The following is an 11,931-nucleotide window of genomic DNA, read 5'->3' as shown; positions in this document are numbered from 1 at the left end:
CCCGCTGAGAGCTGCGACAAGCATGATCGATGCTGGTAATAGTGAAATAGCTGACCTCGTCGAGCTTCACGGATTTTTCCCTCCGCATGATACGGAGATAACCCTTCCGAGAGACAGATTCATGTGCCTGGACGGACGCCGCATACCCCATTGGAGGTCGCCCGAATCTAGATCGAAGATGGGAGCTATTGCAACACTTTGTTTCCATTCTCCAAGCCAATCCCGAAGGCTAGCCAGCTAATGGTTCGTCAGTCCGTGCTGGATCCCATGAAGGCACAAGGCTCCAGATTCCGCATTGTCGGACTACCAAACGGGGGAATCGAAGTAACGGCTCGCGTCAGTGGGCAAGAGGGCGTCATACCGAGCCCGGGCGCGCGAGCTTTCACCGAAATTGTCGCAGCAGGCTCGGATGAGAGTCTTTCGTCCGAGGCCACTAAACTTCGAGAGTTCGCTCGAGCCCGCGATTGGGTTCGAGAAGACGGTCAGGTGAACGGCTCTTTTCGTGGGGCGATCCGTGAGCCGAGACTGAAACGATTGCAAATCGAACTCGCCACGAAGTGCAACTTCCAGTGCACCTACTGCTTCAACGAGTCGGGTCCACGGAACGAATTTTCACTAGAGGTCGCTGACGTGCTGAAGCTCGTGGACGAGGCCGAGAGCATGGGCGTCACGTGGCTCGATCTCACCGGTGGTGAGTTGCTCATCTACCAGGGGTGGCAGGAGATAGTTCGCCGGGCACGAACAGCTGGGCTTGTGCTGACCCTACACACCAACGGGCTCCTGCTCACCGAAAGGAACGTCGCGTTCTTAGTAGCCGAAGGGGTACGAGGCATTCAGGTCACCGTGGAGTCACACCACGCCGACGTCCACGCGTCGGTGGGACGAGGGAGCACAGCGTCCCATGCGCGTGTGCTTGCAGGCGTCAAAAGGGCTAAGGCTGCCGGCCTGAGGGTTCGGCTGGCAGCACTCGTGCACCGCAAGAACATTGACCACATCGGTGAATCAGTCGCGTGGTTCCACGAGAACTTAGACTGCCCCGTCACGTTGGACAGACTTATTGACACAGGTGTGGACGGGGCTGCACCTCTCGCGGTGTCCGAAGCCGAGTTCTGGGAAGCAGTTGCACCCGTTATTGGCACTGGAGCGGCTTCGGCCTCGAGAGTTTGCGACAACGACCAGGAGCTCGCAGACCCCGTCGTCGTGGAACCAGATTGCGGTGTCGCCCATTCCTTTGTATACATCACCTCTGACGGGCATTACTCGCTTTGCCCAACGATGACGCATCGCGAGGAGGACCAGTTCGCTGGCCCCACGGTCTCAGCGCTGTCACTCCAGGACGCTTGGTACGAGTCCGATCTCTTCACGCGTCTCCGCGGGTTGAACTGCGAGAACGTTGCCCGGTGCCCGGCCGGGGCTGTCTGCGGAGGCGGATGTCGCTCTAACGCCTACACCACGACCGGACGCTTGACCGCTCCGGATGTGATTTCCTGCAACACCTTCAAGAACCCCAACAAAGTGTTCGTGAACTTCCTGGGCCGCTACAGTGACGGCAACTTCAGACTGGTCGACCAGGATGCCGAAGCAGACGCCTGAGGGCTTGACGCGCTCTCAACCATTGCCAAGCGCGGGTGCGTTCGGACTGTACGTCGATTTCGACGGCGACTCGGCTCTTCCGGGTGCCAGCAGCTCAGCTCGATTTTGGAGTAGGAACTTTCCCACCGAGCACGGTCTAATTGTCAATCGAGAGTGGGGTCGCTATGCCGAGGCGAGCTTGGCACTTGGTGTTCGCATGGCTCTCGAGCTCGGCAAGACGCCAACCATGTTCGGTGGTGGACACGGAAACACCTACTTCACGGTCAGAGAGCTGTGTCGAGAATACGGTGCGCTCAATCTTCTACACATCGACGCACACCATGACCGCTATACAGAACCGAGGCTCTGCCATTGGTCCGTTATGTCCCGGATTCAACGCGATTTGCCGGTCGCGTTACATCCCCTCGGGCACCGTTTCGAATTGGAGAGGGCCGAGGCGGTATCAAGAGAAACGATCCAAGGCGCACCGTGGTACGTGTCGTGGGACCTAGATGTGTTCCCAGCACCACTTGTTCAGAGCGTGATGCACTCCGTAGCGGACAGTCGGTCATCCGACAGCTTCCTAGTTGACTTCTTGACCGAACTCGACAGGTTCGAACACTCCGGGAACGTTGTCGGAGTCGACGTAGTGGAATGGGACGCAAGCAGGGCATCTGCCGAGGAACAGACATTCGTGATTGAAATCGTTCAACGACACCTCGAACGGTGGGTGAAATGATGAGGCTCTGGTCATCCGTTACGAGTCAAGCGATGCAGATCTCTGAGTTCCGTGTGCGTCGTACTTCCGCCACGGACCTCCTCGTCATCTCCCAGGACTCTCAAACACTGCGGCACATCCCCTCAGCCCTCCGACACGACACGTGGCTCACGGTTGAAGCAGAAGCCGTACTTCGTGACGAGGGACTCCTGCCGCAGTTATTTGATACGCCGGAGGTGGCCGACATCTACCCCGGGGACGTGACGGAGGGCGAGGTCGATTTCCTCGCGACGTTCCTTGAGGAAGATCCCACAACTCGTGCCCTTGACATTGGGTGCGGCGTTGGCCGCATTTTACTGCCTCTAGTGGAGCGCGGTGTCCAAGTCGATGGACTCGACTCCTCCCAAGAGGCCATCGCGTTTTTGGCGGAGGCGATGGCGACCCGGAATTTACGAGGAAATCTCTTCGTGGCAGACATGGCCGGTTTCGTCACGTACCCCGGATATGACATCGCGTTCAGCGTCATGAACTCGTTCCGATACGTGGGCAACACTCCCCGGGCGGTCGCGCATCTGCGATGCGTCAAGCAAATGTTGGCACCCGGCGGGATATACATACTCAATCTCGCATTTCGTCCGCAGAATGAGCCAAAATTAAGCTCCTCATGGATCCAAAACAATCAACGATATACATGGTCGAAAGGGGCTCTTGACGTGGGAACTGACTCGTCTGAAGAGTTCGTCACGATTGAATCGCCGCGGGCCAGACACGTCGAATATCAGGCGCAGTACTCACCACGCTTCGCGACGTTCCGTCAACTGGTAGAAACGGAAGGGTACGGTCTGCAAAGGATTTGGAGCGAGCGCTTCGAGCCCCTTGAAGTTGCGGAGCCCGTCGGGCACGGAAACGTCTGGGTCCAGCTGACGACAACCTAGAACTGTGAATGCCCGCAAAGCAAGAGAGAAGTGATCCATTGACCGCTACACACGAGCGTCCTCGCAGGAATAGTCGGCTGCTCGTCGCCTCATCCTTCGCGTCCAACCTCGGGGACGGGTTCCAGCTCACCGTCATACCGCTATTGGCCGCACTCTGGACGAACGACCTCCTCATAACGGGACTGATTGCTGCCGTGAGAGTGGTCCCGGCGATCGTGATGGCCCTGCCGCTCGGCGTCATCGCCGACCGCACAAACAGGGCCGGAGCCCTGGTGATTGCCGTGTGGTCGCGAGCGGTGCTCGCTGTGGCGCTCGTGGCGTGCCTCGCGTCTGGCTTCGAAAGTTGGTTGATTCTGCTCGCCGTTTCGGCGCTCTTCGGGATCCTCGAGGTGCTCTACGACACGAACGCGACAGCTATCGTTCCCGAGCTCGTGGAGGACGCAAGACTTGAGAAAGTAAACGCGCGCATCTCCCTCACGCAGACCGTGGGTAACGGCATCATCGGACCCGTCTTGGGTGCCTCACTTTTCGTGCTCTCACCCTCGGCTCCCTTTCTCATCAACGCGTTCCTTCTGCTCGCGTCGGGTGCCCTGCTAGTTCCCGTCTTGCGTCGCGGTCGGGCCAGGGCCACCCCCGTCGCGACTCCGGGTGGCACCGGTTTTGCACGTGAGCTTACGAGCGGGTTGAGCATCATCTTCAGGGACCGTCTGCTCACGTCACTCCTGATATTGGGAGCCGGATGGAACTTACTGGGCTGGCTGCCTGAGGGACCGCTGGTCTTCCACGCACGTGACGAGTTGGGGTTGGACGCTGCAGGGTTCGCCCTGCTGCTCGCTTGCAGCTCTACTGGTGCTGTCATTGGCGGTCTAGCAGCATCATGGATCAGAGACACCCGCTTCCGGATCGTCATCCTGTGCGTTTCGACGCCCTTGTACGGCCTGCTCTTCCTGCTTGTGGCGTTCACGTCTAACCCGGTCCTTGTGGGGGCGTACTTCCTACTTCAGGGACTACCCCTGATCCTCTACAGCGTGTACGCGGTGTCCATTCGTCAGAGAGCGGTGGACAACAAGGCCCTCGGGCGAGTGAGCTCTGTGTTCGTCCTCGTGTCAGTTGGGGTGACCCCGCTCAGTCTCACGCTTGGCTCCTGGCTCGCCTCGATGATCGGGACGAGAGCCGTATTTGCCATCTCGGGGGCCTCGCTCACGGTTTTCGGCCTACTCATTGTCGTGTTGCTGATCCGCTACGCCAGCCTGTTCGACCGGATGAAAACGCTAAGTACCCCGAGGCCAACGCCTACGAACTGAGCGCGAGGCAGCCCACAGGTGAGTCCGTTGAACGCGATATTCAAAGTCCGCCACCGCCCTGGGTCAGACCCCTCTCTTCACCGAGTCGCTCCCAATTCTTTGCGCGCTATCCGGCTCGTCTCGACCAGCGAGAACATCGATCAACCACCAGGCGGGCTCCTGCTACACGGCATCATGTCCTCCATCGCGGAGTTCTACTCCAAGAACCTCTCCAATGAGGTCAAGAAGGGGATAGACGAAGAGGTTCGATCTGGGGCAGCGAGGGTCGAGCCTCATCCTCTACCTCAACGTGCGGGAAGTGCACGATGGACGGGAAGTGCAGACGGTTGAGGTCGATCCAGCACGCGCACCTCTGGTCACCTGGGCATTCGAGCAGTACCCCACAGGAAGCTACAGCGTGCGCTCACTCACCACGGAACTCATCGCACGAGGGTTGACGATGCTCCCCACTGCAAAGCTCCCGGAGAAAGCCGTCGAGACACGGCAGGTCCACCAGATCCTCACCAACCCGCACTACCTAGGCCTAGTCGTCTAAAAGGACGCACACCGCCCGGGCAACCACGACGTCCTCGTGGACGCCGAGACCTTCGCGAAAGTCCAGGGCATCCTGAAGGGGAAGCGCAACGGTGAACGCAACCGACAGCACCCGCACTACCTGAAGTCCACGCTCTACTGCGGACAGTGTGACATGCGCATGATCGTGCAGGTTGCCAAGGCACGAAAAGGCGACGAGTATCCGTACTACTCCTGCCTCGGCAGACACTTCAAGCGAACCACCTGCGACTTGCGCTCGATCTCGATAGTCAACATGGAGGACCGAGCAGTACGACCGACTCGCGCTCCGACCACGGCACGCCGACACCCTCCGTCAAGAGCTCCTTGATGAGCTCCGGACCTTCACGAAAGAAACCGACCGACAACGAGAGTCACTGCAGGCGCAGAAGCTCGAGATCCAACGCAAACAACGCGAGCTCCTCGAAGCCCATTACAACGACGCCATCCCGATCGACATGCTCTCTGCAGAACAGCACTCCCTGAACTCCGCGCTGAACAGCGTCACCCGCCCGATCGAGGCCCTCAACACTGATCTCGACGACAATGCTCGTCTCATTGACCAAACTATTGACCCGGCCTTGCACAGCGCTGACGCGTGCTGCCGAGCACCAGAGCAGATCCGCCGACTCCTGAATCAAGCTCTCTTCGAACGCATCGAGGTCACTATGATCGATGGAGACGACCACCGTGTACAAGCCATCCTGGCTGTTCCGTTCAGGGAGCTACTCGGCGCGGGCTTCCACAGCCGGACCGATACCGAACATGGCGGAGAAAACGAAGAACTCCCCGCCGGTGACGGCGGGGAGTTCCCATGATTTCAATCTGTTCTTGCTGCACGTGTTTCTAATACGAGCACAATGGTCGGGCTGACAGGATTTGAACCTGCGACCCCTTGACCCCCAGGTACCCGGATCGGCTCGTTCCCTTGATTTTCTGGGCCTCTCCGCTTCGCAGGAGGTCCGTTTTCAGATCATGCGTTGCATGGCTTGCATGCATCAGGTCCCGGCCAGGTCCCGGCTCTTGGCAGCCGACTGCTGATCCGCCGGTGGTTTACGTGAGGTTCGTGGAAGCATCGCCGAAGGTCTCCGCATTGGGAAGGTATGTCTCGCCGTGGCGAAGCCTTAGAGGATTTCGCGCGCTACATGGACGCTCGCGACACTCTCTTCAAGGGGGTCGCCGTCGCAGGTTGAAATCCTGTCAGCTCGACCAAATAGGGCCCGGAAACTCGCGAGAGTCTCCGGGCCCTTTTTCGTGCACGATGTACCGAGGCTCCAAAACGGAGTTCTCCGCAGAAGCGCGTGGATGGGATGGGCTGTCATCTGTATCCTGCCCAAGCGATGTGGTGAGTCGTCCTGGCATACCCGAGAGTGTGTTTGCCGTGTCAGCCCGGCGTGTAGAGACAATCGCGGAGCCTGATGCCGCGCTACAGACCGCACGCTTGAGGCGGTCACAGGAGGCCGCACCGGAGCGCTGTATCGACCGCTGCTGTCCGACGAGCTTGCGATACAGCGAACGCAGCTGCGACTTGACCGTGTTGTCGGAGACCGAGAGGTGCTTTGAAATGTCGGCCACGGTCCGATGGTCGACGATCGCGTGCAGCACGATCCTTTCTCGAGGAGTAAGTGGCGTCGACGTGCTTGGAGTCGGTGGGAACGTCGAGAAGGCGCGGAGTTGCGAGAGCACCGAGGGACGTGAACGCAACAACTGTTCGAGGTCGACAAGGGGGACCGATGTCAGAGGTGTCTTGACGCCGTGCTCGTCCATGATTCGGACGGCAAGATCGGTGAGTGTTTCCGCTCTCGCGGTGTCTCCGGCGCGAAGTGCAGCGGACGCGCCGAGAATGGCGTACGTCTGCCTTTCTCGTGGCCCTTGCGCTGGTCTGAGTCCGGTCGCGGCTCGTCCGGCGGATCGATTGAGATCTCCCTCGGCGAGTTCTAGGCGCGCGCGTGAGAGCTGGAAGTGGCGAGAGCGATTCCGCGGCGTGCGTGACAGGACCTGCCTCGCTGTCCCGGTCCGTCCCTGAGAGAAGAGAATCTGCACGCGCAGCGCTGTCAGCGTCGGTGGACAAAATGTTGACGAGCTCCGTGCACTGGTTAGGAGAGGTTCTTCTCTCCTGCATCTGCCCTGAAAATCTCCGACCGGTAGACGCCTTGCTTACTAGCCGACGACGCCGCTGACGTCGGGAGCACCGAGACTGATAGTCGGTGCTGAGACCAAGCTGGCAGGATGAATACAATGAGGAGCCAGCGCGTGCGGATATCACGGCGGAGAACACGACGGCAGGTGATCGTCTGGACATCTGTCGCGGTGGTCATCGCGGTCTGCGCCGCGGTGCTGCCCTATCTTGAGATTCGCGGTGTTGCCGCGATTCCCGTGGCTCAGGCGCTCGTGCCCCTCGGAGCTCTCCTTCTCCTCCTGCTCGCGATCGCCTCGTTGATCTTTCGGGTGTGGGCCGCAGCGTTGGTGTTGATCATCGGCGCCGCGATCAGCGGCGTCCCGACCCTCACCCCGATTCACGTTGGAGAGGCCTGCGGGAGCGACGCACGAGTGACGGTGCTGTCGTTCAACGCGAAGCTTGCCGGTGCTGATCCTGCTGCACTAGCGGCACTCATCCGTACGACTGAGCCTGATGCCGTCATGTTGCTTGAGGCGGACGAGACGCTCGTTGACGCCGTGCTCACCGAAGAGGAACTCGCTGACGTCCTGCCCTATCGCACTCGCGAAGTCACCCCCGGACCGGCGAATGGAAGCGTGCTTCTTTCTGCAAACCCCCTGTCGGGGGAAGAGGACATCCCTGGGAGTGAGTTCGATCAGGTCAGCGCCGTTGCCACCCTGCCAGGGGCCGGCGCTGTGCGGCTCGCCGCCGTCCACCCGCCACCGCCCGTGTGGCAACCCAACGGCTGGCGTTCCGGTATCGACGACATCACCACGTGGGTACAGCAGACCCGGGACGACCGCCTCATCATCGCGGGCGACTTCAACGCCTCGCTCGCGCACCCGGCGCTTCGACGGTTGGCGTCAGATTTGCGCAGCGCCGCCGAAGCCGCAGGTGCCATCCCTTGGCCCACCTGGCCCGAACAGAAGCCCATTCCCGCTTTCACGGCGATCGATCATATCTTCGCGAGAGGCGCCACCCCGACCCACTGGGACAGCTTCTATGTCGAAGGCAGCGATCACCGTGCCGTCATCGCCACCTGGAATCTCTGCGCAATAGCTAAGTAACGTCACCTGATTGAGTTCCGGAGACGATCCGCGGTAGGGCGCTGGCGGTTCCGAGCGGCACTGGGGCCGGGTGAGAATCCGCGAGATACGCCCGCTTGGAAACAAACCCGCCGGAAATGTCTGCCAGAACTAGGTTCCGACAATCGTTTGCGGCAAGGTATTCCGGGTGATCCTTGGAACGACGCCGTAAACGATCGTTTCCGGTGGCAACTCTGTCCTGCTCGGCTCAGGCACGGTCGGGTCAGTGGAGAAATTGGCGATGCCCGGCGGACGGACCGTGGTCGCATCGTCGGGCATCTGCTCTCAGCTCAAATGTGATGGACACGCACGTCACTGTGGGCGCCCTACTGGAGAGGTGAGAACCACGCTACGTGCCGGCGAGTGCCCGTGGCTACCCCGGGGTGGAATTCCGCTTCGCCTCGTCGGCGTATTGGTGAGACGCGGCAGCACACTCTCGATCGCTGTGACGATCTGGAGCCTCAGAGGGATGGGAGGATGGTGGCATGACCCCGTCCCGTAGGCCAGCCGTTCTGCGCGGCTTCGCGGCGGCATCTCTGGCGACGTTCGCCGCGCTGGCGGGTCACGTTGCGGGTGGCGGACAGATGCCGGGACCGCTGGGCATCCTGGTGCCCTGGATCTTCTCGTTCATGGTCTGCGTGCTCCTGGCGGGACGAAAGCTCTCGGTGATCCGATTGAGCATCTCCGTTACCATCAGTCAGCTTCTGTTCCATGTGCTGTTCGTTCTAGGCACGATCGAGCCATCGGGGACCGCGGTCGGTCACGTGCACGGTGCTCCTCTCGTCTTGCCCGGCGGCTCCGGTGTGACGGAGGCCGTTGTGGCGGACGGCACGATGTGGGTCGGACATTTGCTGGCTGCGATCGTCACGGTTCTCGTCGCGCATCGTGGTGAGCGGATGCTGCTTGCCCTGCGTGAGCTCGCGATTCAGGTTGTTCGCTGGGTGCGTCGTCGAGTGGATGCTGCGTTGGGATCGCCCGCGCTGCTCTACGTTCGAGACCTCGGATTCACGGTCGACATCTGCCGTCCTCTTGCGTCAAGAATGCTGGCGACGCTTCGGGGCCGGGCTCCGCCTGCGGCTCACGCGATCTGATCCCCACCGGCTCCCGTCTGTCGCCGGTGTGTTCCCGCTCGGGTGCATCTGCGCGCTCCGGGCATTGTGAACGACCGTTGGCGTCGCCTGTCGGCGCCTGACGAGAGGCTTCCTCATGTCTGCACTGCGCCGTATCGGTGCGGGGCTGGCGTTGGCCCTGATCGCCGTCCTGGCGACCGCGGCACCGGCGTCCGCCCACGACCAACTGACCTCCAGCACACCCGCGGAGGACGAGGTTCTGGCGGCCGCTCCCGCGGAGGTCGTCATGACGTTCTCCGGCGATCTGATCGTCCTCGACGCATCGATGACAGGCGCGGTCGTCATGGTCGTCGATGCATCCGGTCACGACTGGGCGTCGGGAGAGATCGACGTCCAGGGCAACAGGATGACCGCGCAGCTCGAGCCGGGCATGCCTGTCGCGGGTTATCAGGTGCGGTGGCAGGTCGTCTCCGAGGACGGGCATCCGATCTCAGGCGTAATCCCGTTCACGATCGGCGACGCTGCTCCGATGGTCACGGCCGGGAACAGTGACGGTGCCGCGGACAGTGACGAAGTCACCACAGCGGGAGATCAGATCGCAGACGACTCGAGCAGCCCCGTTCGGGTGCTGCTCATCGGGGCGGGCGGCGCAGCGATCGCTGCGGCCGGCTTCGCCCTTTATCGATTCCTTCGTCGTCCCAAGGCGACAGCCGTACCGCCGGAGTCCGGCGATGACGCGGCAGAAACTCTGTGAAAGGCACTACACGATGAACACTTCCAAGACCCTCCCTCGCGCCGCGGCACTGCTCGCTGTCTCGCTTCTCGCACTGACCGGCTGCGCGTCTACGGCCGCTCCGGCGTCCGACGACTCGAAGCCCGCCGGCGATGTCGTGACGATCGAGGACGCGTGGGTGAAGTCCGCTCCGGACGGCATGTCCGCAGCGTTCGGGATGCTCGAGAACACCGGTGATGCGGATGTGACGGTCGTCTCCGTCGAATCCAATGTCTCCCCGATGATGGAGTTGCACGAGACGGTGGAGAACGAAGCCGGTGAGATGGTGATGCGTGAGATCGAGGGGGGATTCGTCATCCCCGCCGGGGGTGAGCTGGCGCTCGAGCCGGGTGCGAACCACATCATGCTGATGGGCCTCGAAAACCCGCTCGTCGCCGGGGATGAAGCGACCTTCACTCTGACGTTCTCCGACGACTCGACCTATGAATTCACCGCTCCGGTGAAGGACTACTCGGGTGCGAACGAGAACTACGAGGAGAGCGATGACGAAGGCATGGATCACTGATGCCCGCGCCCGCTGAGGGCGCGCCCACCGGTCCCGGTCGGTCGACCCGGCGACAGTTCCTCCTCGGAGGGGCTGTTGCCGGGATCGGCGCGGCCGCAGCGATCGGCGCGGACTATGCGCTCAACCGCTCCAACACTGAGGAGAACACCGCACCCTCGACGCCTATGAACGGCGATGAGAAGGTCCCCTTCTTCGGAGCGCACCAAGCCGGCATCGACACCGCCGCACAAGCACACGGGGTCTTCGTCGGGCTGGATCTGAACGACGGTGTCGACGCGTCAGCCTTGGTTCGTCTCATGCGGATTCTCACCGACGATGCGGCACGGCTCACCCAGGGAACACCGGCGCTGGCCGACTCCGAACCGGAACTCGCACTGTCTCCCGCTCGCCTGACCGTGACCTTCGGGTTCGGCCCCGGGCTCGTCGCCCGAGCCGACAGCGCGGGGCCGGGGTGGCTCGCCCCGCTCCCCGCGTTCGGGATCGACCGGCTGCAGCCGGAGTTCTCCGACGGTGACCTGCTGCTGCAGGTCAACGGAGACGACCCTCTCACGGTGGCGCACGCGGCCCGCATGCTCCTGAAAGATGCACGCGGATTCGCGACGATCCGCTGGACCCAGCAGGGATTCCGGCGCGCCTATGGCACTGAGCGCCCCGGGACGACGATGCGGAACCTCTTCGGGCAAGTCGACGGGACGACCAACCCGGAACCGGGGACGAAGGACTTCGACCAGGTCGTCTGGGCGGAGGACGGATGGCTCGCCGGCGGCACTGGGGCCGTGATCCGACGCATCCGGATGGACCTGGACAAGTGGGACCGCCTCGACCGGAGCGGACGCGACGCGTCCGTCGGACGAAGCATCGCCAACGGGGCGCCGCTGACGGGAACCAAGGAATTCGACGAGCCGGACTTAGAGGCGAAGACCGCCATCGGGTTCCCGGTGATCCCGCAGTTCGCCCACATCCGTCGCGCGCGCGGTGATGACAGTGAACGCATCTTCCGCCGCGCCTACAACTATGACGAACGCCCCTTGGGCGCAGAGGTCTCCGAATCGGGGCTCATCTTCGTCTCCTACCAAGCCGACATCGAACGCCAGTTCATCCCGATGCAGCGAAGGCTCGACGAGCTCGACCTGCTCAACGAATGGACCGTGCCCATCGGCTCGGCCGTCTTCGCGATCCCGCCCGGATGCGCCGAAGACGGCTTCATCGGCGACTCCCTCCTCTCCTGAAAGCACCAAC

At 61.8% G+C, this 11,931-nt stretch carries 13 protein-coding genes; 12 read left to right on the top strand and 1 reads right to left on the bottom strand.

Features of this window, described 5'->3' with window-relative positions; all coding sequences use genetic code 11:
• Positions 1–534 precede the first annotated feature (534 nt).
• The 7 genes from ACTIAO_RS11250 (at position 535) to ACTIAO_RS11220 (ending at position 5,899) form a co-directional block, all read left to right on the top strand.
• Positions 535–1,593: a radical SAM protein gene (locus ACTIAO_RS11250; protein ID WP_441906333.1), complete on the top strand. Its 1,059-nt coding sequence runs from the start codon at positions 535–537 to the stop codon at positions 1,591–1,593.
• Positions 1,574–2,311 (top strand): arginase family protein, encoded by a 738-nt coding sequence (locus ACTIAO_RS11245; RefSeq protein WP_441906332.1) that lies wholly within the window; start codon positions 1,574–1,576, stop codon positions 2,309–2,311. Before ACTIAO_RS11250 ends, ACTIAO_RS11245 begins: the two co-directional genes overlap by 20 nt.
• Before the next feature lie 32 nt (positions 2,312–2,343).
• Complete coding sequence (locus tag ACTIAO_RS11240; RefSeq protein WP_441906331.1) at positions 2,344–3,225, top strand: SAM-dependent methyltransferase; 882 nt, start codon at positions 2,344–2,346, stop codon at positions 3,223–3,225.
• Between the two features lie 38 nt (positions 3,226–3,263).
• A complete protein-coding gene (locus tag ACTIAO_RS11235; RefSeq protein ID WP_441906330.1) occupies positions 3,264–4,529 on the top strand; it encodes an MFS transporter in 1,266 nt (421 codons plus the stop codon).
• Positions 4,530–4,827: 298 nt separating this feature from the next.
• The gene (locus ACTIAO_RS11230; protein ID WP_441906329.1) at positions 4,828–5,064 is read left to right on the top strand and encodes a recombinase family protein; all 237 of its coding nucleotides are present in this window, start codon (positions 4,828–4,830) and stop codon (positions 5,062–5,064) included.
• 36 nt (positions 5,065–5,100) lie between these two features.
• Positions 5,101–5,412 carry a zinc ribbon domain-containing protein gene (locus ACTIAO_RS11225; RefSeq protein ID WP_441906328.1) on the top strand — a complete coding sequence of 104 codons (312 nt, stop codon included), beginning with the start codon at positions 5,101–5,103 and terminating at the stop codon, positions 5,410–5,412.
• 127 nt (positions 5,413–5,539) lie between these two features.
• Entirely contained in the window at positions 5,540–5,899 is a 360-nt protein-coding gene (locus tag ACTIAO_RS11220) for a hypothetical protein (RefSeq protein WP_441906327.1), read from the top strand.
• A 382-nt stretch (positions 5,900–6,281) separates the two neighbouring features.
• Here ACTIAO_RS11220 and ACTIAO_RS11215 read toward each other — a convergent pair whose 3' ends face one another.
• Positions 6,282–6,848, bottom strand: coding sequence for a helix-turn-helix domain-containing protein (locus ACTIAO_RS11215; protein WP_441901774.1), 567 nt, complete (start codon positions 6,846–6,848; stop codon positions 6,282–6,284).
• Between the two features lie 486 nt (positions 6,849–7,334).
• Here ACTIAO_RS11215 and ACTIAO_RS11210 point away from each other — a divergent pair, with 486 nt between their 5' ends.
• The 5 genes from ACTIAO_RS11210 to ACTIAO_RS11190 all read left to right on the top strand — a co-directional run bounded on the left by ACTIAO_RS11210 (position 7,335) and on the right by ACTIAO_RS11190 (position 11,921).
• Positions 7,335–8,306, top strand: a complete 972-nt coding sequence (locus ACTIAO_RS11210) for an endonuclease/exonuclease/phosphatase family protein (protein WP_441906326.1) — start codon at positions 7,335–7,337, stop codon at positions 8,304–8,306.
• A 503-nt stretch (positions 8,307–8,809) separates the two neighbouring features.
• Positions 8,810–9,415 (top strand): hypothetical protein, encoded by a 606-nt coding sequence (locus ACTIAO_RS11205; protein WP_087137333.1) that lies wholly within the window; start codon positions 8,810–8,812, stop codon positions 9,413–9,415.
• Positions 9,416–9,530: 115 nt separating this feature from the next.
• Positions 9,531–10,148, top strand: coding sequence for a copper resistance CopC family protein (locus ACTIAO_RS11200; RefSeq protein WP_087137334.1), 618 nt, complete (start codon positions 9,531–9,533; stop codon positions 10,146–10,148).
• 13 nt (positions 10,149–10,161) lie between these two features.
• Entirely contained in the window at positions 10,162–10,692 is a 531-nt protein-coding gene (locus ACTIAO_RS11195) for a copper chaperone PCu(A)C (RefSeq protein ID WP_087137335.1), read from the top strand.
• Entirely contained in the window at positions 10,692–11,921 is a 1,230-nt protein-coding gene (locus tag ACTIAO_RS11190; RefSeq protein WP_441906325.1) for a Dyp-type peroxidase, read from the top strand. The genes ACTIAO_RS11195 and ACTIAO_RS11190 overlap by 1 nt, the downstream gene beginning before the upstream one ends.
• Positions 11,922–11,931: the final 10 nt, after the last annotated feature.

This window comes from Microbacterium sp., from assembly GCF_052099035.1.
In the GTDB taxonomy this organism is placed as follows: domain Bacteria; phylum Actinomycetota; class Actinomycetes; order Actinomycetales; family Microbacteriaceae; genus Microbacterium.
Note: the sequence above shows the minus strand (reverse complement) of the source record. Positions and strands in the feature narration are given on the sequence as shown.